The organism is Microbacterium resistens NBRC 103078, from assembly GCF_001552355.1.
Classification (GTDB): Bacteria; Actinomycetota; Actinomycetes; order Actinomycetales; family Microbacteriaceae; genus Microbacterium; species Microbacterium resistens.
On the sequence record NZ_BCRA01000056.1, the window covers coordinates 14,184 to 39,185 of the forward strand.

Consider the following 25,002-nt stretch of genomic DNA (forward strand, 5'->3'; position numbering starts at 1 on the left):
GCCACGAGGATCCGCGTCGATGACCGCCGAGACGCCGCCCCCGCAGCGACGGGGCAGCGCCTGGCCGCCGCTGCTGCTGGCGATCGTGCTGGAGGTGGCGGCGACGCTGAGTCTGCGCGCGGTGGCGACGGGTGGCGCGCCGTGGTGGGCGATCGCGACCGTGATCGGCTACGGCGGGGCGTTCTGGCTGCTCGGCATGGTGCTGACCCGGGGCATGCCGGTGGGCGTGGCCTACGGCATCTGGTCGGCGGTGGGCGTCGCGCTCACGGCGCTGGCCGCCGCGGCGCTGTTCTCCGAGCTGCTCAGCCCGCTCTCCCTGGTGGGGCTGGTCGTCATCATGGCCGGGGTGCTGATGGCGGAGCTGGGCCGTCGCCACGCGGGGGAGCGGGAGCCGTGACCTGGATCCTGCTGATCGGCGCGATCGTGAGCGAGGTGACGGCGACGCTGTCCCTCCGGGCCTCCTCGGGCTTCCGGGTGAAGAAGTGGATCCCGGTGGTCGTCGTCGGATACCTCACGTCCTACGTGCTCTTGGGCGCGGTGCTCGCCCTGGGGATGCCGGTGGGCATCGCCTACGCGGTGTGGGCGGCTCTCGGCGTCGCGGCCACCGCCGTGCTCGGACGGGTGCTCTTCCAGGACCACATCTCGACCCTCACCGCCATCGGCCTCGCCGTGATCGTCGGCGGCGTGGTGCTCGTGGAGCTCGGCACGCACTGACCGGCGCGTGGCCGCGGCGGCGTGCGGCTCAGGAGTCGAAGCCCATGCCCAGCGCGTCGAGCGTGCGCAGCAGCAGGTTGCGCCGGCCCTCCCGGTGGTCGGCGCGGTCCATGGACCACCGCACCGCGTTGATGCCGACCGACGCGGCGGGCTCGGGCGGGAACGGGATCGGCTTCTCCCGTACCATCCGCAGACGGGTCCGCTCCGTGTCGGCGCCGTCGAGCAGGTCGAGCACGACGTTGCCGGCGAAACGGGTCGCCGCCACCCCCAGGCCCGTGAAGCCCGCGGCGTACGCGACCGCACCGCCGTGGCTCGTCCCGTAGAACGCGCAGAAGCGGGAGCAGGAGTCGATGGCTCCGGCCCACCGGTGGGTGAAGCGGATGCCCTCCAGCTGCGGGAACGTGGTGAGGAAGTGCTCGGCGAGGCGGCGGAAGGACGCGGGCCGCTCCTCGTACTCGGGGCGGACGCGGCCGCCGTAGTGGTAGATCGCGTCGTAGCCGCCGAAGACGATGCGGTGGTCGGCGGTCTGCCGGTAGTAGTGGAACTGGTTCGCGATGTCCGCCAGCCCCTGGCGTCCCTGCCATCCGATAGCGCGGCGCTGCTCGGCCGAGAGCGGCTCCGTTGCGAGCACGTAGTCGTACACCGGCACCGTCATCAGGCGGTTGCGGCGCAGCAGCGACGGGAACACGTTCGTCGCGAGCACCGCCTGCCGGGCACGGACCGTCCCGCCGTCGGTCACGACGGACACGCCGTCACCCTGACGCTCGACCCCTCGGACGAGGGAGCGCTCGTGGATCTCGACCCCGAGTCCGGCGGCTGTCCGCGCGAGTGCGGCGGCGAGCTTCGCCGGCTGCACGAGGATGTTGCCGGCGCGGTCCCAGAGGCCGGCGGCGTAGGTGGGCGACGCGATCTCCGCGCGCAGATCGGGGCCGTCCAGGAAGACGTGCCGGTCGTCGCTCGGCGCCTGCTGCAGCTGGCGCCGCTGGTACTCCTCGGTGGCGATCTTGATCACGCCGGTCCGCTCCAGGTCGACGTCCATGCCGTACCGCTCGACGGTCGCCGCGATCTCGTCGAGGTTCTCCGCGCCCATGCGCTCGAGCGCCGGCATGTCCTCCGGCCAGCGGCGGAACCCGTTGTCGTATCCGTGCGTGAGACTCGCCTCGCAGAAGCCGCCGTTGCGTCCGGACGCCGCCCACCCGATCCGGTTCGCCTCCAGGAGGACCACCCGTCGTCCGGGGTCGCGTTCCTTGGCCAGCAGCGCCGTCCACAGCCCGTGATAGCCGCCGCCGACGACCACGAGGTCCGCGGTGGTGTCCGCCGTGAGCGCCGGGTGCTCCTCCCGGGGCGCGTCCTCCTTCCAGAGCACGCGGGAAGCCGTGCCGCTCAGGGCGTGCGCGACGGCGGCCGCCGGGGCCGGCCGGCGTTCGAAGACGGTCGAGGGCATGGGCGCTCCTGTTCCCGAAAGCGGCGACCTCGCCGGCTCTCGTATGCCGATCGAGAGCAAATCTAGATCAACACTTGCCAATTTCGCAAAGAGTGGCCAGGATGTTTGTCATGCAGGCGAAGCTGCCTGCCTCTGGGTGGAGACACGGCAGATCCGGCTCCGCATCCGTCATGGGACCAATGGAGGAAACATGAGCAGCACCGCCGACGCCGCTGTGGCACCGGGTGAGCAGGAGAAGCTGCCGCGCAAGCTGCGGTGGTACGACGCCTTCGCGATGTCGATGACCATGCCGGCCGCCCTGATCGCCACGCTCGGTGCGTCGATCGCGGGCCTCGGCGGCTGGGGGGCCGCGTTCCTCTGGGCCGTCTCCATGGTGATCGCCTTCGCCGTGAACTGGATCTACATCGAGCTGTCCACCATGTTCCCCGAGTCCTCGGGCGGCATCGCCGGATTCGCGGCCGAAGCCTGGAAGACGCGCGCGCCGTGGCTCGCCCCGGTCGCCGGCGTCGGGTACTGGCTGCCGTGGGGATCCAACCTCGCGACCTACGGAGCGCTGACCGGCCTCATCATCCAGTCGCAGTGGTTCCCCGATCAGACCTGGCAGCTCGACCTCGGGCCGATCCACCTCAGCTTCCCGATCGTGATCGGCCTCGTCGTCATCTTCGTCCTCTACGCGATCAACGCCATCGGCGTGCGCGTCACGATGACCTTCGTGTACGTCACGGCGGCGATCCTCATGGTCCCGCTGTTCGTGTTCATCGTGCTGCCGCTGTTCAACAGCGGGTGGCACCCGATGGAGCTCAGCTGGAACCTCCGGGGCTGGGAGGGCGTGCACACCGCGCTCGTCTGGCTGTACGTGATGGCCTGGACCACTCTCGGCGTCGAGGTGTGCACCACGTTCGCCTCCGAGTACCGCGACCCGATCAAGGACACCGCGCGGGCCATCCGTGCGGCGGCGCTGTTCTGCCTCGGCGTGTTCTTCCTGGTCCCCATCACGCTCGGCGGGTTCGCGGGAGAGGCCGCCATCGCGGAGGACCCGGCCACCTTCTTCGTCGCGGCGTTCGCGAAGCTCGTCGGCTCGGAGGCCGCCGCGAACGTCATGGTGCTGTGCCTCATCGCCTCCCTCGTGCTCGTGATGCTGACCTCGGTGGCGGACTCGTCCCGCGTGCTGTTCAACATGGGGAAGGAAGGCGTGACGGTCCGCGCCGTCGGGCGCCTCGATCGCCGGGGGATCCCGATGCGGGCGCTCAACGTCATGCTCGTGCTCAACGTCGTCCTTCTCGTCGTCCTTCAGCAGCCGCTCGCGATCATCGTGACCGGGAACCTCGGCTACGTGCTCACGCACGTGCTCGCGGTCTCCGGCTTCGCCCTGCTGCGCAAGGACCGCCCCGACGCGGTGCGCCCGATCCGCCTCCCGCGCTTCTTCGTGCCGATGTCGGTGGTCCTCGCGATCCTGCTCGCCGTCATCCTCGTCGTCGGGGCCACGGGCTTCTCGATCACCGGGTACGGCGGGATCCTGGAGCTGAGCATCGCGCTGGGGATCCTCGCGCTGGGCGTGGTGATCTGGGCGTTCGTCCGCGCCGCCGATCGCCGGCGAGCCGGCGCGGCCGTTCCCGATCCCGAACCCTGACCCCGGTCCACCCGAACCGCCCTCTGAAAGGAATCACCATGACCGCACAGATCACCGCCGCCGACGTCGAGGTCCCGCACACCCGCCTGTTCCTGGCCGGCGAGTACGTCGATGCCGCCTCGGGGGAGACGACCGACGTCACCAGCCCCGTCACGGGCGAGGTGATCGCCTCCGTGGCGGTGCCGGGCCGGGAGGACCTGGACCGCGCGGTCTCCGCCGCCCGTGCCGCGCAGGGCGCGTGGAGCCGGACCGGCGTCTGGCAGCGCGCCGCGATCATGCACCGCGTCGGCGACCTCATCTCCGAGCGCCGCGATCGCCTCGCGCGCCTGCTGACCCTGGAGCAGGGCAAGCCCCTCAGCGAGGCCTACGGCGACATCGACGAGACCGCGCAGCTGTTCCACCTGCACGCCGAGGACGCGGTGCGCCTGCACGGCGAGACCCTGCCGGCGAACGACAGCGGAATCCGGATGTGGACCTTCTACCAGGCCGTGGGCACCTGGGCGATCGTGATCCCGTGGAACTTCCCGGTCCTCATGTTCGCGGAGTTCGTGGCCCCGGGCCTCGCGACCGGCAACGCCGTGGTCGTGAAGCCCCCGACACACACGGCCCTGTCGCTTCTGGCCGCGGTCGAGGTCCTGGAGGACGCGGGGGTCCCCGCGGGGCTGGTCAGCATCCTCCCCGGCGAGGGCGCGTTCGGCGCGGACCTCGTCAGCCACCCCGGCATCGACGCGATCGGGTTCATCGGGTCGTCCGCGACGGCGGAGAAGATCGTCGCGACCGCCGGGCTCAAGCGCTCGATCATCGAGGCCTCGGGCAACGGGCCGGTCATCGTGCTGGACGACGCCGACATCGACGCGGCCGCGCGAGCCGCCGTCCGCGGCGCGTACTTCAACGCGGGCCAGGTGTGCTGCGCCACCGGGCGCGTCCTCGTGCACAGCCGGGTCCGGGAGCAGTTCCTGGAGGCGGCGAAGGCCGCCGCGCGCGAGGCGGTCCTCGGCGACCCGTTCGACCCGGCGACGACCCTGGGCCCGATGAACAACGAGGCGACGGCGGCGAAGGTCGATCGGCACCTCGCGGAGGCGCGCGAGCGCGGGTTCGACATCGCGCTCGGCGGCGGGCGCGCCTCCGGCTACCCGACGGAGCTGTACTACGACTTCACGATCGTGGACGGCGTGGCTCCGGACGCGCAGCTGAGCATCGCGGAGACCTTCGGCCCGGTCGTCCCGATCGTGTCCGCGGACTCCGACGACGAGCTGCTGCGGCTGGCGAACGAGGACGCGCTGGGACTGCAGGGCGCCGTCTTCACGCAGGACATCGCCCGGGCCTACCGCTTCGTGGAGGAGATCCGCACCGGTCAGGTCGTCGTGAACGAGAGCAACGGATTCTGGGACATCAACATGCCCTTCGGCGGCGCAGGGGGAACCCGGACCGGCTGGGGACGGATCGGCGGCAAGCACACCCTCATCGACATGAGCGACCTGCGCACCGGCGTGATCCGGCTGCGCTGATCCCCGGCCCCTCGCGATAGCCTCGACACGTGAACGAGATCGACGGACTGGATCACCTCGACCGCCGCATCATCGCCGCGCTCCAGGTGGACGGACGAAAGACCTTCTCCACCCTGGCGGAGGAGCTCGAGGTGCCCGCGTCCTCGATCCGCTACCGGCTCAAGCGCCTCGAGGACGACGGGGTGCTGCAGGTGGTCGGGATCGCGAACCCCCTGGCCATCGGCTTCGACCGGCTGGCGATGATCGGGGTCAGTGTCCGGCCGGGCACGGCGAGGGCGGTCTGCACCGCCCTCGCCGCCCTGCCGGAGACGAGCTACGTCGTGCTCACGAGCGGCCGCTTCGATGTGCTCGTCGAGGTGATCTGCCGCGACGTCGCGCACATCGTCGACGTCCTGGAGAACAAGATCGGCGCGTTGGACGAGGTGGTCGCGACGGAGTCGTTCTTCGTGCTCGAGGTGCACAAGCTCGCCTACGGCTGGGGCGTGCCGGAGGTCTCCAGCGCGGACTGAGCGGGCAGAATGACGGTGTGCGCTCCGTCTTCGTCGCCGGCCCTGTCTCGTGGAACACCCTCGTCCTGCTGGACCGCCTGCCCGAACCGGTCCCGCACATGCAGTTCGCCGAGGCCGACTGGCAGAGCCTCGGCGGCACCAGCGCCGGGAAGGCGCTGAGCCTTCGCGCCCTGGGCCGGGACGTGCATCTGCACACCGTCGTCGGCGCGGACGAGGCCGGTGCGCGGATCCGCGCCGCTCTCTCGCACGCCGGGATCACGGTGCGCGGCGGAGCGTCCGGCGCCTCCGAGCGGCACCTGAACCTGATGACCGCGGCGGGGGAGCGCGTCTCGCTGTACCTGTCGGCCGCTGCGGCGCTGGACGGTCCCGTGGATCCCGACGTCGTGGCGGCCATGGCCCGCTCGGCGGCCATCGTGATCGACCTGTCCGCAGAGGGGCTCCGTCTGCTCCCCACGGCCCGCGAGGTCTCCGCCGACTCGGGGGTTCCGATCTGGGTGGACCTGCACGACTACGACGGCGAGGCGGCGTTCCACCGCCCGTTCCTGGAGGCGGCGGACGCGGTGCTGTGCAGTCGTGACCGGCTCCCGGATCCCGTGCTCTTCCTGCGCCGCTGCATCGCCGGCGGTGCGCGCCTGGCGGTCTGCACGCGCGGCGCCGACGGCGCCATCGCCGTCGACGCCGACGGCGGCATCCATGAGGTCCGGGCGGCGCCGGCGGACGTCGTGGACACCAACGGCGCCGGGGACGCGTTCTTCGCCGGACTCCTCGACGCGGTCCTGGACGAGCGGGACCTCGACGCGGCGCTGCGGGCGGCGGCCGCCGCGGCGGTGCCCGTGCTCGGCTCGCGCCACCTGCACCCGCTGCTCGACGACCTCGTCCTCCGCCCCTAGCGAGCGCCCCCGCACCGGGTCCGCGTCCGGCCGCGGAATCGGGGACGCCGGGCACCGCGAGGCGGTGTCCTGCTGCGGGGAATGAAAACGTTGCGCAGCCCGGACCTCATGCTCATTCCCTGTGTCGTCAGGGCCATTGTCGAGCGTGCCATTGACATGAATGACAACGTTTGCAATGCTGGTCGTCACATCCGCTCACCGACGAGAGAGGGTCGCATGACCGTCACCATCCGCGAGGTCGCCGCCGAGGCGGGCCTGTCGATCTCCACGGTCTCCCGGGCGTTCTCGAACCCCGAGGTCGTGAACCTGTCGACACGGGAGCGGGTGCGGGTGATCGCCGAGCGGCTCGGCTACCAGCCGAACCAGGCGGCACGGCTGCTGCGGGGCGGGCGTTCGGGATCGATCGGGCTCATCATTCCCGACATCACCAACCCGTTCTTCGCGCCGATCCTCAAGGCCATCCAGGTACGGGCCCGCCGGCACGGACAGACCGTGCTGGTCGCGGACGGCGAGGAGCACCCCGACGCCGAGCTCGACGCGATCGAGGTCCTCCGGCCCCGGGTGGACGGGCTCGTGCTGTGGTCTCCGACCGTCGACGCGGACACGCTGGCGCAGATCCATGCCAAGACCCCCGTCGTCCTCATCAACCGCGAGCTGGAGGGCTTCCCGCAGGTGCACATCGACCTCGCCCCGGGGGTGGCGCAGGCGGGGGAGAGTCTGGTCGCGTACGGTCACCGACGGTGCGCGTTCGTGAACGCGCACGAGACGGACTCGCCGCGTGCCGCCTCGATCCGCGGGGCGCTGTCGGACGCCGGTCTGGACGTGGTCGAGTTCGGCCCGTACGAGGCGCGCTTCGAGACCGGCGTGCACGCGGCCCCGCTCGTGCTCTCCGCGGGGGCCACGGCCGTGGTGGCGCACAACGACCTCGTGGCGCTGGGGCTGCTTCAGCAGTTCGCGGCGCTGGGCGTCTCCGTGCCCCGGGACGTGAGCGTCGTCGGCATCGACGACACCATCCTCGCGGCCACGGCCACCCCGGGCCTGGCGACCGTCCGGATCGACCCCGAGGCCGTCGCCGCCGCGGCCACCGACGCCCTGCTGGCCGAGCTCTCCGGAGACCCGGGCAGCACGCAGGCCTCGTCGGCCCCGCACGTCGTGTCCACCCGCTTCATCCCTCGGGCGTCGAGCGGGCCCGCGGCCTGACGATCCCCACCGCATCCATTTCGAAGGAGAAATCGTGAGCAAGAAGATCCTGACCGGCGCCCTCGCCGCCGGGCTGGTCCTGGGCCTGACCGCCTGCGGCGCGAGCGCCCCCGCCGGCGACGCCGGGGGCGGTGACGAGAAGATCACCCTCAAGGTGCAGGGCATGCCGGCGGCGACCGATCAGGCGGGAGTGGCGCAGTTCGAGCAGATGATCGCCGACTTCGAGGAGAAGTATCCGAACATCACCGTCGAAGGATCCACCAACGTGTGGGATCCGATGACCTTCTCGGCCAAGCTCGCCGGGGGCGGCATCGAGGACGTCATCGAGGTGCCGCTCACCGAGCCGCAGGGCCTGATCGACCGCCGCCAGGTGACGCCCATCGACGAGGCGCTCGCCGACTGGGACCACGCCGACGAGCTGAACCCCCAGGCGCTCGCCCCGCTGAGCGACGACGAGGGCAACGTGTACGGGATCCCGCGCACGCTGTACGCGCAGGGGCTCGTGTACAACCGCGCGCTGTTCGAGGCGGCCGGGCTCGATCCGGACTCGCCGCCGCAGACCTGGGACGAGGTGCGCGCCGCCGCGAAGGCGATCCACGACAAGACCGGCAAGGTCGGGTTCCTCATCGAGTCGAAGGAGAACCAGGGCGGCTGGCAGCTCGCCATGATGAACTACGCGTTCGGCGGCGAGATGGAGAAGAAGGACGGCGACGGGTACGCCCCCGCCTTCGACTCGGCGGAGACGACGGAGGCCCTGCAACTGCTGGCCGACATGCGCTGGGCGGACCAGTCGATGGGCACCAGCCACCTGAACAACCAGAACGACGTCATCAAGGCGTTCGCCGCCGGCGAGGTCGGCATGTACATGGGCACCCCGGGCACCTACAAGATCGCGAAGGTCAACTTCGGCATGCCGAACCCCGACGACTTCGGGATCACCGCGATGCCGCAGGCGGGCGGCGACGCCACCCTGACCGGCGGTCAGGTCTTCATGGTGCCCGCGGGCGTGAAGGGGGCGAAGCTCGACGCGGCGGTGAAGTGGCTCGTCTTCGCCTATGCGCAGCCCGCCTACGACCCCGAGGTCGCCGCCGCGCAGGCCAAGGCGCTCGCCCAGGACCCGACCTCGGCCGTGGGCGTGCCGGCGATGCCGATGTTCGACGAGGCGCAGCAGGCGAAGATCGATGAGGCGATCGCGCCGTTCGTGAACGTCGAGCTCGCTCATTTCGCGCCGTACAAGGAGGGGACGCCGGCGCTGGAGCTCAAGGCGGAGCCCGCCGCGGCGGCGCAGGCCGTGTACGGCATCCTCGACACCGTGGTCCAGGCCGTCCTGTCCGACGAGAACGCCGACATCGACGCTCTGCTCGCCAAGGCCGAGGGCGACGCCGCGCAGAAGATCGCCTCGGGGGCGAAGTGACCTTGACCCAGACCCGTCCGTCGCCGTCGGCCCCGGCGGCGGCGGACGGCACCCCCGAACCGCCTCCGCGCCCGCGGAGGGCGCTCACCCGTCAGGACCTCACGGGCTGGGTGTTCCTGATCCCGGCGCTGCTCATCTTCGGGCTCTTCTCCTGGTGGCCGATCATCCGGGGGCTGCTCGTCAGCTTCCAGGACACGAACCTCATCGACGAGCCGCTGTGGGTCGGGATGGAGAACTTCCAGCGCCTGTTCGCGGATCCGCTCCTGGGCACCGCGGTCCTCAACACCCTCCTGTTCGTGGGGCTCGCCGTCCTCATCGGCTTCCCCCTGCCGATCGTCCTGGCCGCGATCATGTCGACCGTGCGCCGACGCGGCGGCGCCTACCGGTTCCTCGTGTATCTGCCGGTCGTCATCCCGCCGGTCGTGTCGGTGCTGCTGTGGAAGTGGTTCTACGAGCCGGACAGCGGGCTGTTCAACAACCTGCTGGCGCTGATCGGCGCCGGCCCCTTCCCGTGGCTCCAGTCGCCCTCGACCGCGATGCTGAGCCTCGTCATCGAGTCGACCTGGGCCGGCATGGGCGGAAGCGTCCTCATCTACCTCGCCGCCCTCGTCGGCATCCCCTCGGAGCTGTACGAGGCCGCCGAGCTCGACGGCGCCGGCATCTTCCGCCGCGTCTGGCACGTCACCCTGCCGCAGCTGCGCTTCGTGATCGGCCTGCTCCTGCTCATGCAGCTCATCAACACCCTCCAGGTCTTCACCGAGCCGTACGTGTTCACCGGCGGCGGCCCGCAGGACGCCACGGTGACCGTGCTGCTGCTCGTCTTCCGCTACGCCTTCGTGAACGGCGACTACGGCCAGGCCGCCGCGTTGTCCTTCCTCCTGGCGATCGCGCTCGGGATCCTGTCCGCCGTCTACCTGCGGGTCACGAGGAGGTGGAGTCGCTGATGTCGAGCTTCATCTCCGACCACGAGTACCGCACGGGGGCCTCCCGCGTCGTCGTCCGCGTCGTGCACGCCGTGACCCTGCTCCTGCTCGTCCTCTTCGGGCTCGGCCCGCTGTTCTGGATGCTCAAGGGCGCACTGACCTCCCCGGCCGAGATGGCGGCGGACCCGCTCGCCCTCTGGCCGCAGGACCCGCGCTGGGAGAACTTCGGGATCGCCCTGGGCCAGCTCCAGGTCGGCTCCTACCTGATGAACACGCTGTGGGTCGTGATCGGCTCCTGGGCCGTCCAGCTCATCGTGGCCGTCACCGCGGGCTATGCGCTGTCGGTGCTCCGCCCGCGCTTCGGCGGCGTCGTGTACGCGGCGATCCTCGCCACCATGTTCGTGCCGTACACGGTCTCCATGGTGAGTCTCTTCATGACGGTGGTCGACCTTCCGCTGCTGCACGTGAACCTCGCGAACACGTACTGGGCGATCTGGCTGCCCGCCGGGGCCAACGCCTTCAACGTCCTGCTGGCGAAGAACTTCTTCGACACGCTGCCGCGGGAGCTGTTCGAGGCGGCGCGAGTGGACGGGGCGAGCACGTGGACGATCCTGTGGCGGATCGCGATGCCCCTGAGCCGTCCGATCCTCGCCGTGGTGAGCCTGCTGGCCATCACCCACGCCTGGAAGGACTTCATCTGGCCGCTCGTGGTGCTCACCGAGCCCTCGCGTCAGCCGATCAGCGTCGCGTTGGTCAACCTCGCGCCGCAGGCGCCGCAGGACGTCCTCATCGCCACCATGCTCATGGCCCTGCTCCCGCCGGTGGTGCTGTTCCTGTTCTTCCAGAAGCAGATCGTCGCGGGCCTGGGCTTCACCGGCCTCAAGGGCTGACCCGCGAGCGAGCGCACACCCTCTTCCGCACGACCCGCACGACCGACGACGCACGACCGACGAACGAAGGAGCAAGACATGGCAGAGCCGACGACGTCCCTGACCGTCTCCCGCCGCGCTGTCCTCACCGGCACCGCGATCGGGCTGGCCGGACTCATCGTCCCGATCTCGGCGCTGAACGCCTCGCCGGCCCGCGCCGCGGCCGCGTTCACGCTGACGGCCCCGGGGATCCGGGTGGAGGCCGCGGCGGACGGCACCCTGTCCTTCATGGAGGAGGGCGGCAGCGAGCGGATCCGGATCACCCACGTGATGGTGAAGGACTCCGCACTCGGCCAGCAGCGCACCTACGGGGCGACGGTCACCGAGATCACGCTCCCCGACGGGCGCCCGGGCCTGCGGCTCGCCTACCGCATGGCCGCCGCTGCCGCCGCGATCACCGTCGTCGGGACCGTCGACGTCACCGCACGCCGGGCGAACCTCCGGTGGGAGGTCACCGGCCCGGCGACGCTCCTGCCGAGCGGGTTCATGATCAACCGGACGCTGGTGGGCAACACCGACGACGAGCACTACACGCCCCTGAACCGCTGGACGCGCCCCGCGGCGGGGATCCCCTTCGAGGTCGCCGACGGCGGCGTGTACCAGGAGACGTTCGCCGCCACCCGTGCGTACCTCGGGCTGGAGCAGACGGACCCGCGGTACACGAGCGCCTCCTGGGTGCACGCTCCCGGGACTCTGGACGCCGCGGGAGCCGCGGTGACGACCGCGTCGCTCGTCCTCGCGGACGTCCGACCCGGCGCCGCGCGGACGATCGCCGCCGCGCGTCCCACCGGCGTGGAGCTGTGGACCGATCGGCCTTTCAACATCTGGGACGACGGCGCAGCGCCGCTGACCGTCCACACCCAGGCGTGCAACGGGACGACCGCGGCGTCCTCTGTCGCGATCACGCTCACCGCCCGGGACTTCGAGGGACGCACGCTCACCTCGACCACACAGTCGTTCACCGTGGATCCGGGCGGCGTCGTCGATGCCGACTTCGCCGTGCCGCTGGCCTCGGGGATCGCCTTCGTGGAGGCGGTGGCCGCGTCGCCCCAGGGGAGCTCCTTCGCCCGGACGACCCTCGCCGTGCTGCCGCCGTTCACCTACCTCGCGGGCGCCGAGAGCGTCTTCGGCATCGCGAACTACCCGTGGCTGCACGTGCCCAGCGCGGCGGACCTCGTCGCCCTCATGCAGCGGATCGGCGTCCGCCGCGTCCGCATCGCCTACGAGCCGGGGAACGCGATGGGCTACACCGAGGGCATGGATCCCGCGGTGCTGGACGCGGCCGGGATCGATCACAACACGCAGCTCGGACGCATCCCGATCGACGGCACCCCGGCGGAGGGCCAGGCGTGGGCGGCGACCAACGTCGCGAGCGCCATCGCCTCCGGCGCCCAGTGGTTCGAGGTGGGCAACGAGGTCAACAGTCCCTGGATGCAGGGGCTCAAGGCCGCGGAGTACGTGGCTCAGGGGCTCCGACCCGCCGTCGACGCGCTGAGAGCAGCCGGATCAGACATGAAGGTGCTCAACGCCGGCACGGGCGGGATGGACGTGGTGTGGCTGCGCAACTTCATCGACGCCGGGGGATGGGACCTCATCGACGGTCTCGCGATCCACCCCGGGCGCGGGAACTTCACGCCCGACTTCGCCCCGCCCGTGGAGGACTGGGACCCGGGTGCGAACGGGCTCTACTGGAACTTCCTCGGCTCCGTGCAGGAGGCCAAGCGCCTGATCGCGGAGGAGGGCGGCGGGAAGGAGCTGTGGCTGACCGAGGCGTACGCCTGCACGAAACCCAACTCCTGGTGGCACGACACGCATCGGCACGCGGCGGAGAACGTCGTCCTGACGTTCGCGCTGGCGTTGTCCGAGGGGGTCAACGGCGTCAACTGGTACCAGCTGCACGACACGACCGTGCACCACCCGCAGGAAGCCGACCCCGCGAACCCCGAGTTCCACTACGGCCTGATGAACCGCGACACCTCGCCCAAGGCGTCGCTGCTGGCCTACGCGACGGCCGCGCGCCAGTTCGACCGCACGAGCTTCCTGCGCCGGCTGGAGTTCGCCGACGCGGACCTGCGCGGCCTGTCGTTCGCCGGAGAGGGCGGCGACCACCTGGCCGTCCTCTGGTCGCGGAAGGACGGGTACATCCTCAACGCCGACCACGGGGCGGGATCGGACTACGCGTCCCCCGAGCCGTGGATCGACACGTGGCAGACGAAGACGCCGGTGCGGCTGGCCGCGACCGGGCAGGAGGTCCGCGTGATCGACGTGATCGGCCAGGAGCGGACGATCCCGGTGGAGCAGGGGCACGTCACGCTCGTGCTCGACGGGGCGCCGCTGCTGGTGTGGGGTCTCGTCCGCGACTGCGACGCGACCGAGGACTGAGCCGACGGCGCAGGAAAGGACAGGAGACACGATGCAGGAGCGCACGAGCCGGACCGACCTCACGGTGATCGGCGGCGGCCTCGCGGGCGTGTGCGCCGCGGTCGCGGCGGCACGGGAGGGGCGGACGGTGGCCCTGATCACCAACCGGCCGGTGCTGGGCGGGAACTCGTCGTCCGAGGTGCGGGTGTGGGTGGTCGGCGCCACGGCGCACGGCTACAACCACTTCGCACGGGAGGGCGGGATCATGGGCGAGCTCTTCGTGGAGAACCAGTACCGCAACCCCCAGGGCAACCCCTACCTGTGGGACGCGCTGATCCTGGAGACGGTGCGCGCCGAGCCGAACATCTCCCTGCATCTGAACACCGATGTGCGTCTCGTGACGGCGAGCGGGGAGCCCGACCATCGGCGCATCGACGCCGTCACGGGGTGGACGATGGGATCCGAGCTCCTCACCGAGTTCCGCAGCGACGTCTTCATCGACGCCACCGGCGACGGTCTCGTGGGGGCGCTCGCCGGCGCCGAGCACCGGATCGGCCGGGAGGCGCGGGCGGAGTACGGCGAGCCGTGGGCGCCGGAGACCGCCGACACGATCACGCTCGGGAGCACGCTCCTGTTCTACACGAAGGACGCGGGCGAACCCGTCCGCTTCATCCCGCCCGCCTTCGCCAAGGACATCACCACCACCCCGATCCCGGACAACCGCATCATCCGCGCCGGCGACGACGGATGCGCCTACTGGTGGATCGAGTTCGGCGGAGAGCTGGACACCGTGACGGAGAACGAGGCGATCCGGGACGAGCTGTGGTCGGTGATCTACGGCATCTGGGATCACATCAAGAACTCCGGCCGCTTCGACGCGGAGACCATGACGCTGGAGTGGGTCGGGTCGATCCCGGGCAAGCGCGAGTACCGGCGCTTCGTCGGCGACTACGTCCTGACGCAGAACGACATCGTCGGTCAGCGGGACCAGCCGGACCAGGTGGCGTTCGGCGGCTGGTCCATCGACCTCCACCCGCCCGGCGGCATGTACGCGACCGAGGCCGGGGCCAAGCAGGCCTACGCCGACGGCATCTACCCGATCCCGTACCGCTCGCTGTACTCGCGCAACGTCGAGAACATGCTGATGGCCGGGCGCGACATCTCCGCCTCGCACGTGGCCTTCGGCTCGACCCGCGTCATGGCGACGTGCGCCACGATCGGGCAGGCGGCGGGGACCGCGGCGGCGCTCGCCGTCGAGCGGGGCGTCCCGCCCCGCGAGGTGCCCGCGCCGGCGCTCCAGCAGCGGCTTCTGCGCGCGGACGGCTCGGTCTTCGGCCTCGCGGACGACGGCGAGGGCGACCTCGTCCGGACGGGCCGGATCTCGGCGACGAGCCGGATCGAGCGCCTCCGCACGGGGCCGTCGGTCGGCGTGCACCCCCTCGACGTCGACGCCGGCTTCGTCCTTCCCCCGACGGGATCCGAGGAACCGGTGCGGATCCGGCTCCGTGCGCCGGAGCCGGCCACGTTGACCTACACGGTCCACTCCACGGGCCGCGGGCAGAACTACGTGCCCGTCGAGGCGCTCGCGACGCGGACGGCGGAGGTCCCCGCAGGTGAGGACGCCGAGGTGTCCCTGGAGCTGGAGGGCGCGCCGCGGGACGCGAACGTGTTCGTGGTGCTGCACGCCCACCCCGGGCTCGGCGTCCATGTCGCCGCCGAGCGCGCGCCGGGGACGCTGTCGTTCACGTGGAAGGAGCTCGACCCCCGCCACGAGCGCCCGCAGCGGCTGCGCGAGTGGTCGGACCGTCCGTTCGGGCGTGGAGGGTTCTGCATCGACGCCCCGGCGGGAGACGTCTTCGCGCCCGAGCGCGTCGCCGACGGCCTTCTGCGGCCGTTCGCCGGACCCCACGCGTGGGCCGCCGACGCGGGCGACGCGGAGCCCGCGCTCACGATCGCGTGGGAGGAGCCGGTCTCCCCGCGGCGCGTCGAGATCCTCTTCGACGACGACCCGAACGAGGACCTCATCAACCTCCATCACCACCGGACGCCCCAGGAGGTCATGCTCACGCTCGTGCGCGACTACCGCGTGGAGGCGCGGACCGCGGACGGCTGGGTCGTCGTCGACGAGATCGTCGACAACCGCCGCCGCCGGCGGATCCACGACCTCGGAGGACACGGTCCCGTCGCCGCCCTCCGCATCGTCGTGCGGGCCACCGCCGGCGACCCGCACGCCCGCATCGTCGCCGTCCGCGCCTTCGCGTGAGACGGTCATCGGAAAGGAAAGATCAGGAAATGACGTTCTCTCTCGGCATCGTCGGAGCCGGCCAGTTCGCCGGCCAGTTCGCGAAGCTGTTCCAGCTGCACCCTCGCGTCGGCGACATCCTCGTCACCGATCTGCTCCCGGAGCGCTCCGCGGAGCTGGTCGCCCGCCTGGGCCTCGCCGGCAGCCTCCCCACCTTCGAGGACCTGCTCGCGAGCGACGTGGACGCCGTGGCGATCTTCACCCAGCGGTGGACCCACGGGCCGCTCGTCGTGCAGGCGCTGGAGGCCGGGAAGCACGTGTACTCCGCCGTGCCCATGGCGATCAGCGAGGCCGAGATCGAGGCGATCATCGACGCGGTGCGCCGGACCGGGCTGACCTACATGATGGGGGAGACCAGCCACTACAACCCGGCGACCGTGTACGCGCGGCGCCAGTTCGCGGACGGGGCGTTCGGGCGGGTCTTCTACGCGGAGGGGGACTACGTCCACGACATGGACCTCGGCTTCTACGACGCCTACAAGTACAGCGGCGGCGAGCAGTGGCGGGCCACGGCGAGCTACCCGCCCATGCTGTACCCCACCCACGCGATCGGCGGTGTGCTCGGCGTCCTCCCGGTCCACGCCGTCTCGGTGAGCTGCATCGGGGTCCGCGACGACCGCGGGGACGGCGTGTTCGACCGCGGGGTGAGCATGTTCGGCAACGACTTCTCGAACGCCTCGGCGCTGTTCGAGCTCTCCGACGGCGGCGTCATGCGCACGAACGAGATGCGCCGGGTCGGCTATCCGTCGCCGATCCGCGAGTCCCGGTTCCGCTTCTTCGGGACGGAGGGCTCGTTCGAGCAGCTCGCGACCGTGTCGCTGTGGCAGGACAAGGAGACCGTGACCGACGTCTCGGAACTGCTCGAGGTCCACGCGTCGCTGTCGGAGGACGACCCGGCGCTCGCCAACGTCTCGCCGTCGCTGCGCGCCGCCTTCGTCTCCGGCAGCGCACCGGTGCACGACCGATCCCGCCTGCCGGCGGAGTTCGACGGCGCGCCGAACGGTCACGAGGGGTCCCATCACTTCCTCGTCGACGACTTCGCCGTCGCGGTGGACACGGGCACCATGCCCGCGGTGAACGCGTGGGTCGCGGCCCGCTACACGCTGCCCGGCATCGTCGCGCACGAGTCGGCGCTGCGCGGCGGCGAACGCCTCCCGATCCGCGACTTCGGCGACGCTCCCGCGGTGCTGTCGCCGCCGGAGCGGGTCCCCGAGACGGCCTGACCCCGCGGCCCTGCCTCGTCGCGGCGCGGGCGGCGAGGCAGGGGCGGGGCGATGCCGAACCGCGAAGAGCGCCGCGGGCTAGGCGAGCATCGAGAGCACCGCGCGCACCAGGACGACTCCGGCTCCCGCCCAGGCGCAGGCGAGCATCGCGATGCGGGCGATGCGCGGCGGAACGCTGCGCGTGAGCAGGGTGCCGAACAGGATCCCGATCGCCGTGCACGCCGCGAGCAGGACGACCTCGGGGATCGGCTGCGGCGGCAGCCCCCGCAGCAGCACGGAGAGCGTCCCGTAGCCGACGAAGATCACCTGTGCGCTGGCGGCGAAGCGGGTCTGGCCCCACCCGTCGCCGACGGCGTAGGCCGCCAGCGGCGGACCCGACAGCCCGCTGGACGCGTGCATGTAGCCGGCGGCGGCCCCCGCCACGACGCCGCCGCGGCGTCCGCGCAGCGCCGGAGCGAGCGCACGGATGCGGTGCGCGACCAGCGCGAACACCGCCATCGCCGCGATCAGCAGCAGCAGCGCCGGCTCCGGGAGGACGCCGGCGGTCAGCGCCCCGAGGGGCGCCACGAGCATGCCCGCCACGAGCAGCCCCGAGGTGCGTCGCCAGTCCACGTCCTTCCATGCCTGCGGCAGCGCGCAGAGCGAGGCGACGACGGCGAGCAGGACCGTGAGGGTGACCCCGTCCAGCGGTCCGTAGACCAGCACCGCGGGCCCGATGAGGACGAGGGCGAAGCCGAGGCCGGTGATGCGCTGGATGACGCCGGCGAGCAGCGTGGACCCGGCCGTGAGGGCGAGGATCATCGGGATCGGCGCCGCCGGAGCGGGGCGAGGCGAGGCGGGGCGATCATGCGCGGTGCCGGGCGAGACGCGCGTCCAGGCCGCTGCGGACCGCGGGCCACTCGTGGGGGAGGATCGAGTACACCGCGGTGTCGCGGAGGGATCCGTCCGCCATGATGCGGTGACTGCGCAGGATGCCGTCGAGCTTCGCGCCCAGCCGCTCGATCGCCGCGCGGGAGGGACCGTTCATCGCGTGGGTGAAGAGCTGGACGGAGATGGCGTCGCAGGCCTCGAACGCGTGCTGGAGGAGCAGGCGCTTCGCGGCGGCGTTGACCTCGGTGCCCTGGGCGGAACGGGTCAGCCAGGTGTAGCCGATCTCGACGCGTCGGTTCGGCTGGTCGAGATTGCAGTACGTCGTCATCCCGACCAGTCGTCCCGTGGCGACGCGGCGGATCGCGAACGGATTCATGCGTCCCGCGGCATGCTCCGCGAGGCGCCGGGCGATCTCGGACGGGACCTCCTCGGCGGAGGGCACGACCGTGTACCAGGGGTGGACCGCATCGGCCGCCGCCACGGGGAGCTCCTCCGCGTGCGCGTCGCTCAGCGGCTCCAGCCGGACGAGGTCGTTCTGGAGGGTGACGGAGGTGACGAAGTCCATCCTCCGAGCGTATCGGCCCCGCCCCTCGCCCCGCCCTTCGCAGGGTTTGGGGTCCTCCCCGTGGGTTCGGGGTCCCTCGCGGTGCGACACGCCCCCGAAATGAGCCCCGGACCGCGGATCCGGACCCCGGAATCGGCCACGGGGCTCGTCCTCCACAGGCGAGAAAGGATCGGGAGGGATCCACGGATCGCGTGCAGTGCGGGGAACGAGGGGGAGCGCGCGCCGAGGATGGCTGGCGTGCCTCTCGTGATCCCTCCTCTGTACCGGCGTGCCGCGCTCGCCGACGTCCGTGCGGTCGGCGACCGCTTCCGCTCTCCGTCCGTCGACGGAGCGCTGATCCGGATCCGGCCGGGCGTGTACGTCCGCGACGACGACTGGGATGCCGCGTCCCCGGAGGAGCGCGTGGCCGCGCGCGCCGTCGCCCTCGTCCAGGGCTCGTCGGACGGCGTCGTCGTGTCCCATGAGAGCGCGGCGGCCCTGCACGGCCTGCCGCTGCTGCGACCGGACCCGGAGCGCGTCCACGTGATACTGGGATCGGAGCGACCGGGCACGGGGCGCGGGACGATCCGGCACCGCGGCGAGCTGTCCGCGGGAGAGGTCGAGACCGTGCACGGCATCCGATGCACCTCGCTGGCCCGCACCGTCGCCGATGTGGCTCGCACCGCCTCGTACGAGCAGGCGGTCGTCGTCGCCGACGCCGCGCTGCGCCGGGTCGCCGAGCTGCGCAACCACGGTCACGATCCCGAGCGGGCGCGTCGTCTCCGCCGCGCGGCGGAGCAGATCGCGGAGCGCTCGGCCCACGGGCGGGCGCGGGCGCGTCGCGTCCTCGCCTTCGCCGACGGCCGAGCCCAGCTCCCCGGTGAGAGCGTCAGCCGCATCCGGCTCGCGGAGATCGGATTCCGCCGGATCCGACTGCAGGTCGAGGTCGCCGGGCCGCGTCCGGGAAGCCGCTTCTTCGTCGACTTCGGGATCGAGGAGGCCGATGCGTGGGGCGAGTTCGACGGTGCGATCAAGTACGTCGACGGTCGGATGCACGCGGGGAGGGCGGCGGATGCGGTGCTCGACGAGGAGAAGCAGCGCGAGGACTGGATCCGCGGGACCACGCAGCGTCGGTTCGCTCGATGGGGATGGCCACACGTGAGGACGGCGCGTCACCTCGGCGTGCGGTTGGCCGCGTTCGGGATCGCCGCCCCGTGACGCTTCGGGGCGGATTCCCGGGGGTCGGGGCCCGTGTCGGGGCGTTCTCGCACCGAAACGGACCCCGAACCGGGACGCAGCGCCGCTCAGCTCAACCGGGCGAGCAGCTCCCGGACGGCGTCGGCGAGGGCGCCGACGGCGGTCCGCGCCGCCTCGGCCGACTCCGCACGGGCGTCGATGTACACCTTGAGCTTCGGCTCGGTGCCGCTGGGTCGCACGATCACCCGGGAGCCGTCCGCCAGGCGGTAGCGCAGCACGTCGCCGGCGGGGACGCCGTCGCCGGCGGTCAGAAGGTCCTCGGCGGACGCGACGACCGCGCTCCCGAACGAGGCCGGCGGGTCGGCGCGCAGGGCGGACATGATCCGGCCGATGAGCGAGATGTCCTCCACCCGGATGGAGACCTGGTCGCTCGCGTAGTGGCCGATCTCCGCGGCGAGCTCGTCGAGGAGGTCGACGAGGGTCGCGCCTCGCCCGCGAGCCTCCGCGGCGAGCCCGAGCAGGGCGACGGCCGCGGAGATGCCGTCTTTGTCCCGCACGGTGTCCGGGTTCACGAGGTAGCCGAGCGCCTCCTCGAAGCCGAAGGCGATCCCGGGGGCACGGGAGATCCACTTGAATCCGGTGAGCGTCTCGTGGAAGTCGAGGCCGTAGCGCTCGGCGATCGCACCGAGCCCCGGCGACGACACCAGCGAGCAGGCGAGGGATGCGCTCGCAGTCCCCTCGACGCGGGTGTCCCGGGCGGCACGGGCGGCCCGCCAGCCCAGCAGCAGGCCGACGTCGTTGCCGGACAGGCGACGCCACCCGCCGGGCGCGGACGGATCCGGGACGGCCACCGCCAGGCGGTCCGCATCGGGATCGTTCGCGATCACCAGCTCCGCCCCGGTCTCGCGCGCGCGGGCGAAGGACAGATCCATGGCCCCCGGCTCCTCGGGGTTGGGGAACGACACGGTGCGGAAGGTCGGATCCGGTCGCAGCTGCGCGGCCACCGTCGACGGGGCGGGGTAGCCGGCGGCGGCGAGCACCCGCTCGACCGTCTCCCAGCCCACCCCGTGCATGGCCGTGTAGACCCAGCGCATCCCGTCGGCGCCGGCAGGGGCGGGCGCCACGGCGGCGGTGGCGGACACGTAGGCGTCCAGCACCTCCTCGCCCGCCGTCTCGTACGCGGAGGAGCGGGGGATCTCCCGGACGTCGCCCTCGTCGGCGACGCGCTGGATGTGCGAGGCGATCTGCGCGTCCGCGGGGGAGACGATCTGGGAGCCGTGATCCTCGCCGCCGAGGTAGACCTTGTAGCCGTTGTCGTTCGGCGGGTTGTGGCTGGCCGTGACCATCACCCCGGCGTCGGCGCCGAGGTGCCGCACCGCGAAGGCCAGGACGGGCGTGGGCAGAAGCCGCGGGAGCAGGATCGCCCGCAGACCGGCGCCGGCGAAGATCTCGGCCGAGTCCAGGGCGAAGACCCGGGAGTTGCGCCGACCGTCGTAGCCGATGACGACGGTCGGGGCGGATCCGGATGAGCGCTCGAGGAGGAACGCCGCGAAGCCGGCCGCGGCCTGGGCCACGAGGACGCGGTTCATGCGGTTGCTGCCCGCGGCGAGCTCGCCGCGCAGGCCCGCCGTCCCGAAGGCGAGTCGCGATCCGAATCGGTCGTCCAGCTCCGCGATCGCCGCCTCGTCGCCCGATCCCGCCCGGGTGATCAGGCCCGCCAGCTCGTCGCGCGTCTCCGGATCGGGGTCCTGTCGCAGCCAGGCCCGCGCCTGTGCCAGGCGGTCGGCCGCGGCGCTCACAGCGCTCCGATCACGCGGGCCAGGAGGGAGGAGATCACCGGCTCGGCCTCTCGTCCGGCCTCGATCACCTCCGCGTGGCTGAGCGGCGTCTTCTGGATGCCCGCGGCGAGGTTCGTGATGAGCGAGAAGCCGAGGATCTCCATGCCGGCCTCGCGTGCGGCGATGGCCTCGAGCGCGGTGGACATGCCGACGATGTGGCCCCCGATCGTCTTCGCCATCTGCACCTCGGCGGGCGTCTCGTAGTGGGGCCCGCGGAACTGGCAGTACACGCCCTCGTCGAGGCTCGGATCGATCGAGCGGGCGACGTCGCGCAGACGCCGCGAGTACAGGTCGGTGAGGTCGACGAAGGTCGCGCCCTCGAGCGGGGAGTCGGCGGTGAGGTTGATGTGGTCGCTGATCAGGACCGGCTGTCCGGCGCGCCAGGTCTCGCGGATGCCTCCGGCGCCGTTGGTCAGCACCATCGTGGCCGCGCCCGCGGCGGCGGCGGTGCGCACGCTGTGCACCACCCGGCGGACGCCGTGGCCCTCGTAGTAGTGGGTGCGCGCGCCGATCACCAGCACGTGCTTCCCGCCGGGGGTGCGGATGCTGCGCAGCGTCCCGACGTGGCCCTCCAGCGCGGGCCGGGAGAAGCCGGTGACCTCGGTGGCGGGGATCGTGGCGACGGTCTCGCCGATGAGCTCCGCGGCCTTGCCCCAGCCGGAGCCGAGGGTGACGGCGATGTCGTGCTTCTCGACGCCGGTCAGCCGGTGCAGGTCGGCGGCGGCCTCCGCGGCGATCGCGAAGGGATCCGCGGCGGGGTCGTCGAGGGGGTTGTTCCAGTCAGCCATGCAATCACTTTAGGTCCCCGTGCCCGTTCGAGCGCGGTCGGGCGCGGATGAGCATGCGGGCGGGGATCGTGCGCGCCGGCGCGCAGGAGTGGGGAAGAATGGGGGCATGTCCTCGACACCCTTCGCGAACAGGCAGAGCGTCGCCGTCCTCGGCGGCGGTCCCGGCGGATACGAGGCGGCGCTGGCCGCCGCGCAGCTCGGAGCCGAGGTGACGCTGGTCGAGCGGGTCGGCGTGGGCGGATCGGCGGTCCTCACTGACGTCGTGCCGTCGAAGAGCCTCATCGCCACGGCCGACGCCGCGGTCGCCATCTCGGAGGCGACGGACCTGGGCGTGCAGTTCTACGCCAAGGGCGCCGAGGGCAAGCCCCTCAAGCCGCAGATCGCGATCAACCTCGCCGCGGTGAACAACCGACTGCTGACCCTCGCGCGCCAGCAGTCGGACGACATGCGCTCGGCCCTGGTCGACGCCGGGGTGCGCATCCTCTCCGGCCACGGGAGGCTGGACGGGCCGCGGGCGATCGTGGTGTCCACGAGCCCGGACGGCACGGACTTCGACCGCGTCGAGGCGGACACGCTCGTCGTCGCCGTCGGGGCGTCCCCGCGGGAGCTCGACTCCGCCAAGCCGGACGGCGAGCGGATCCTCACGTGGACCCAGCTCTACGGCATGAAGGCGCTCCCGGAGCACCTCATCGTCGTCGGCTCCGGCGTCACCGGCGCGGAGTTCGCGTCGGCCTACATGAACCTGGGGGCGAAGGTCACGCTCGTCTCCAGCCGCGACCAGGTCCTTCCCGGCGAGGACCAGGACGCCGCGAAGGTGTTGGAGAAGGTGTTCAAGCGGGGCGGCATGCAGGTGCTGTCCAAGTCGCGCGCGGACCGGGTCGAGCGCACGGAGGACGGCGTCGTGGTCACGCTCTCCGACGGTCGCGTGGTCGAGGGCAGTCACTGCCTGATGGCCGTGGGGTCGATCCCGAACACCACCGGGGTGGGGCTGGAGGAGGCGGGCGTCGAGCTCACCGAGTCCGGGCACGTCCGGGTCAACCGCGTCGCCCGCACCTCGGTCCCGAACATCTACGCGGTGGGCGACTGCACGAACTTCTTCCCGCTCGCGTCGGTCGCGTCCATGCAGGGGCGCACCGCCGTCTTCCATGCGCTGGGCGACATCGTGATCCCGCTCGAGCAGCGGAAGATCACGGCGAACATCTTCACCGCGCCCGAGATCGCGACCGTCGGCTTCTCCGAGAAGGACGTCGAGGACGGCGCCGCCGACGGGATCGCGTTCAAGCTGCCGCTGGCTGCGAACCCGCGCGCGAAGATGATGGGCATCAAAGACGGCTTCGTCAAGATCATCGCCCGCAAGGGGTCGGGCACCGTCATCGGCGGCGTGATCGTCGCGCCCAAGGCGTCCGAGCTCATCTATCCGATCGCGCTCGCCGTGGAGCGGCGCCTCAACGTCGACCAGGTCTCGCGCGTCTTCGCCGCCTACCCGTCCCTGTCGGGCAGCATCACCGACGCCACCCGGGCGATGCACCTCGTCAACATCTCGTGACGACGCCGGCCCCGTCCGCCGTTCCGGGCCCGTCCGCGGAGGCGGGGCGTCGGGCGGAGCCGATCCCGGTCGCCTGGCCGAGCGTGTGGGGGCCGGCGGCCCGTGGCCGGTCGCCGTTCCTCGTCGTCGGCGGTGCGGCGATGCTCGGCGTGTCCCTCGCGATGCTGCCGGGCGTCACGGAGGCGGGGATGGCCGCGCTCAGCCCGCTCGCGTTCGCGCTGATCGGAGCGGCGGTCCTTGTCCTGGGGCTTCGTCGCCCTTTCGGCCGCGGCGAGCCGGAGTTCGTCAACGCGGTCGTCCTGACCGAGGCGGAGCAGGCGCCCCCGGACTCGTGGGTGCACTTCCTCCGGCAGCGCCGCGTCGGGCTGCCGCTGCTGATCATGTTCTGGGTGCTCGCCCTGGTGCTGGTCGCGGCGGTGCCGGCGGCGATCTTCATCGCCCTGGGCGGCCGTGACAGCGCCTTGCTGACGCTCGTCGTCACGGTGCCGATGGCCGCGCTGTTCCTCGTGGCGGCGGTGCGCAGCACCCTCGCACAGCATCGGCTCGGGTCCTTCGGGCGGCGACCCGTGGGGCTGGCCGTCGGACCGTCGGGCATCGCCCTCATCCGGCTCGGCGACCCGCTGTACGTGCCGTGGGACGCGATCTCGGAGATCACGCCGCGGCGGATCGAGTCGAGCCGTTCCCGCACCCCGCCGGCGCCACTGATCGAGCTGCGGATCGACGCAGCGCGCACCGAGGGCGAGATGCCGGGCGTGCTGATGCTCACCCCGGCGGGACTCCGCGTCCATCCCTGGGTCGTGTGGGGTGTGCTGACCCACTACCGCGCCCGTCCCGAGGAACGGGCGGAGCTCGGCACGACCTTCGGTCAGCGCAGGCTCGTCGCCTGGAACGCCTGGGCCGGCGCTCAGGGTCGCGGGCGGCGCTGAGTCGCGCAGCCGGGGCGGGGCCCCGGCTGCGCGTCAGTCGATCGTGAGCAGACGGTGCCCGGCGGACACGGTCTCGCCGGGAGCGGCGTTGATGTTGCCGATGACCCCGTCCTTATGCGCCTGCAGGGGCTGCTCCATCTTCATCGCCTCGAGCACGACGACGAGGTCGCCCTTGACGACGGACTGACCGTCCTCGACGGCGACCTTCACGACGGTCGCCTGCATGGGAGACTTCACCGCGTCCCC

Annotated in this window: 22 protein-coding genes; 16 read left to right on the forward strand and 6 right to left on the reverse strand. The window is 71.9% G+C overall.

The window, feature by feature from the left end; translation table 11 throughout:
* The first annotated feature begins 19 nt into the window (after positions 1-19).
* Positions 20-397, forward strand: coding sequence for a DMT family transporter (locus MR1_RS10575; protein WP_067246094.1), 378 nt, complete (start codon positions 20-22; stop codon positions 395-397).
* Complete coding sequence (locus MR1_RS10580) at positions 394-714, forward strand: DMT family transporter (RefSeq protein WP_067246096.1); 321 nt, start codon at positions 394-396, stop codon at positions 712-714. The genes MR1_RS10575 and MR1_RS10580 overlap by 4 nt, the downstream gene beginning before the upstream one ends.
* Before the next feature lie 28 nt (positions 715-742).
* Here MR1_RS10580 and MR1_RS10585 read toward each other — a convergent pair whose 3' ends face one another.
* On the reverse strand, positions 743-2,158 hold the full coding sequence (locus MR1_RS10585) for an NAD(P)/FAD-dependent oxidoreductase (RefSeq protein WP_067246099.1): 1,416 nt from the start codon (positions 2,156-2,158) through the stop codon (positions 743-745).
* Between the two features lie 190 nt (positions 2,159-2,348).
* Between MR1_RS10585 and MR1_RS10590 the strand changes: the two genes are divergently transcribed.
* The 11 genes from MR1_RS10590 to MR1_RS10640 all read left to right on the forward strand — a co-directional run bounded on the left by MR1_RS10590 (position 2,349) and on the right by MR1_RS10640 (position 17,047).
* A complete protein-coding gene (locus tag MR1_RS10590; protein WP_067246103.1) occupies positions 2,349-3,788 on the forward strand; it encodes an APC family permease in 1,440 nt (479 codons plus the stop codon).
* A gap of 38 nt (positions 3,789-3,826) precedes the next feature.
* The gene (locus tag MR1_RS10595; RefSeq protein WP_067246107.1) at positions 3,827-5,296 is read left to right on the forward strand and encodes an aldehyde dehydrogenase family protein; all 1,470 of its coding nucleotides are present in this window, start codon (positions 3,827-3,829) and stop codon (positions 5,294-5,296) included.
* A gap of 29 nt (positions 5,297-5,325) precedes the next feature.
* Positions 5,326-5,805, forward strand: coding sequence for an Lrp/AsnC family transcriptional regulator (locus MR1_RS10600; RefSeq protein WP_067246110.1), 480 nt, complete (start codon positions 5,326-5,328; stop codon positions 5,803-5,805).
* Between the two features lie 17 nt (positions 5,806-5,822).
* On the forward strand, positions 5,823-6,695 hold the full coding sequence (locus MR1_RS10605; RefSeq protein WP_067246114.1) for a carbohydrate kinase family protein: 873 nt from the start codon (positions 5,823-5,825) through the stop codon (positions 6,693-6,695).
* A 216-nt stretch (positions 6,696-6,911) separates the two neighbouring features.
* Positions 6,912-7,895, forward strand: coding sequence for a LacI family DNA-binding transcriptional regulator (locus MR1_RS10610; RefSeq protein WP_067246117.1), 984 nt, complete (start codon positions 6,912-6,914; stop codon positions 7,893-7,895).
* A gap of 34 nt (positions 7,896-7,929) precedes the next feature.
* On the forward strand, positions 7,930-9,309 hold the full coding sequence (locus MR1_RS10615; RefSeq protein WP_067246120.1) for an ABC transporter substrate-binding protein: 1,380 nt from the start codon (positions 7,930-7,932) through the stop codon (positions 9,307-9,309).
* On the forward strand, positions 9,306-10,253 hold the full coding sequence (locus MR1_RS10620) for a carbohydrate ABC transporter permease (RefSeq protein WP_084344534.1): 948 nt from the start codon (positions 9,306-9,308) through the stop codon (positions 10,251-10,253). The genes MR1_RS10615 and MR1_RS10620 overlap by 4 nt, the downstream gene beginning before the upstream one ends.
* A complete protein-coding gene (locus tag MR1_RS10625; RefSeq protein WP_067246163.1) occupies positions 10,253-11,122 on the forward strand; it encodes a carbohydrate ABC transporter permease in 870 nt (289 codons plus the stop codon). Before MR1_RS10620 ends, MR1_RS10625 begins: the two co-directional genes overlap by 1 nt.
* Before the next feature lie 78 nt (positions 11,123-11,200).
* A complete protein-coding gene (locus tag MR1_RS10630) occupies positions 11,201-13,543 on the forward strand; it encodes a hypothetical protein (RefSeq protein ID WP_084344535.1) in 2,343 nt (780 codons plus the stop codon).
* A 31-nt stretch (positions 13,544-13,574) separates the two neighbouring features.
* Positions 13,575-15,785: an FAD-dependent oxidoreductase gene (locus MR1_RS10635; protein ID WP_067246124.1), complete on the forward strand. Its 2,211-nt coding sequence runs from the start codon at positions 13,575-13,577 to the stop codon at positions 15,783-15,785.
* A gap of 29 nt (positions 15,786-15,814) precedes the next feature.
* The gene (locus MR1_RS10640; protein ID WP_067246127.1) at positions 15,815-17,047 is read left to right on the forward strand and encodes a Gfo/Idh/MocA family protein; all 1,233 of its coding nucleotides are present in this window, start codon (positions 15,815-15,817) and stop codon (positions 17,045-17,047) included.
* A 78-nt stretch (positions 17,048-17,125) separates the two neighbouring features.
* Here the strand turns inward: MR1_RS10640 and MR1_RS10645 are convergent, their stop codons facing one another.
* Together MR1_RS10645 and MR1_RS10650 are read right to left on the reverse strand one after the other, a co-directional pair.
* Complete coding sequence (locus MR1_RS10645; RefSeq protein ID WP_067246130.1) at positions 17,126-17,848, reverse strand: TSUP family transporter; 723 nt, start codon at positions 17,846-17,848, stop codon at positions 17,126-17,128.
* A 43-nt stretch (positions 17,849-17,891) separates the two neighbouring features.
* Positions 17,892-18,482, reverse strand: a complete 591-nt coding sequence (locus MR1_RS10650; protein ID WP_067246132.1) for a GNAT family N-acetyltransferase — start codon at positions 18,480-18,482, stop codon at positions 17,892-17,894.
* Between the two features lie 237 nt (positions 18,483-18,719).
* Here MR1_RS10650 and MR1_RS10655 point away from each other — a divergent pair, with 237 nt between their 5' ends.
* Positions 18,720-19,679 (forward strand): type IV toxin-antitoxin system AbiEi family antitoxin domain-containing protein, encoded by a 960-nt coding sequence (locus tag MR1_RS10655; protein WP_067246135.1) that lies wholly within the window; start codon positions 18,720-18,722, stop codon positions 19,677-19,679.
* A gap of 86 nt (positions 19,680-19,765) precedes the next feature.
* Here MR1_RS10655 and MR1_RS10660 read toward each other — a convergent pair whose 3' ends face one another.
* Entirely contained in the window at positions 19,766-21,457 is a 1,692-nt protein-coding gene (locus tag MR1_RS10660) for a phospho-sugar mutase (RefSeq protein ID WP_067246137.1), read from the reverse strand.
* Positions 21,454-22,284 (reverse strand): purine-nucleoside phosphorylase, encoded by an 831-nt coding sequence (locus MR1_RS10665; protein WP_067246140.1) that lies wholly within the window; start codon positions 22,282-22,284, stop codon positions 21,454-21,456. The genes MR1_RS10660 and MR1_RS10665 overlap by 4 nt, the downstream gene beginning before the upstream one ends.
* Positions 22,285-22,390: 106 nt before the next feature.
* On the opposite strand from MR1_RS10665, the gene MR1_RS10670 reads away from it, so the two are divergent.
* Positions 22,391-23,830 carry an NAD(P)H-quinone dehydrogenase gene (locus MR1_RS10670; protein WP_067246143.1) on the forward strand — a complete coding sequence of 480 codons (1,440 nt, stop codon included), beginning with the start codon at positions 22,391-22,393 and terminating at the stop codon, positions 23,828-23,830.
* Positions 23,827-24,756: a hypothetical protein gene (locus MR1_RS19745; RefSeq protein WP_067246146.1), complete on the forward strand. Its 930-nt coding sequence runs from the start codon at positions 23,827-23,829 to the stop codon at positions 24,754-24,756. Before MR1_RS10670 ends, MR1_RS19745 begins: the two co-directional genes overlap by 4 nt.
* 33 nt (positions 24,757-24,789) lie before the next feature.
* Here the strand turns inward: MR1_RS19745 and MR1_RS10680 are convergent.
* Positions 24,790-25,002: acyl-CoA carboxylase biotin carboxyl carrier protein subunit (locus tag MR1_RS10680; RefSeq protein ID WP_157518032.1), on the reverse strand; the 213-nt coding region annotated here is incomplete at its 5' end.

Coding starts and splice junctions, on each gene's coding strand:
- MR1_RS10575 (WP_067246094.1), top strand. CDS start 20: ATGACCGCCGAGACGCCGCCCCCGCAGCGACGGGGCAGCGCCTGGCCG.
- MR1_RS10585 (WP_067246099.1), bottom strand. CDS start 2,158: ATGCCCTCGACCGTCTTCGAACGCCGGCCGGCCCCGGCGGCCGCCGTC.
- MR1_RS10590 (WP_067246103.1), top strand. CDS start 2,349: ATGAGCAGCACCGCCGACGCCGCTGTGGCACCGGGTGAGCAGGAGAAG.
- MR1_RS10595 (WP_067246107.1), top strand. CDS start 3,827: ATGACCGCACAGATCACCGCCGCCGACGTCGAGGTCCCGCACACCCGC.
- MR1_RS10610 (WP_067246117.1), top strand. CDS start 6,912: ATGACCGTCACCATCCGCGAGGTCGCCGCCGAGGCGGGCCTGTCGATC.
- MR1_RS10625 (WP_067246163.1), top strand. CDS start 10,253: ATGTCGAGCTTCATCTCCGACCACGAGTACCGCACGGGGGCCTCCCGC.
- MR1_RS10630 (WP_084344535.1), top strand. CDS start 11,201: ATGGCAGAGCCGACGACGTCCCTGACCGTCTCCCGCCGCGCTGTCCTC.
- MR1_RS10635 (WP_067246124.1), top strand. CDS start 13,575: ATGCAGGAGCGCACGAGCCGGACCGACCTCACGGTGATCGGCGGCGGC.
- MR1_RS10640 (WP_067246127.1), top strand. CDS start 15,815: ATGACGTTCTCTCTCGGCATCGTCGGAGCCGGCCAGTTCGCCGGCCAG.
- MR1_RS10645 (WP_067246130.1), bottom strand. CDS start 17,848: ATGATCCTCGCCCTCACGGCCGGGTCCACGCTGCTCGCCGGCGTCATC.
- MR1_RS10650 (WP_067246132.1), bottom strand. CDS start 18,482: ATGGACTTCGTCACCTCCGTCACCCTCCAGAACGACCTCGTCCGGCTG.
- MR1_RS10665 (WP_067246140.1), bottom strand. CDS start 22,284: ATGGCTGACTGGAACAACCCCCTCGACGACCCCGCCGCGGATCCCTTC.
- MR1_RS10670 (WP_067246143.1), top strand. CDS start 22,391: ATGTCCTCGACACCCTTCGCGAACAGGCAGAGCGTCGCCGTCCTCGGC.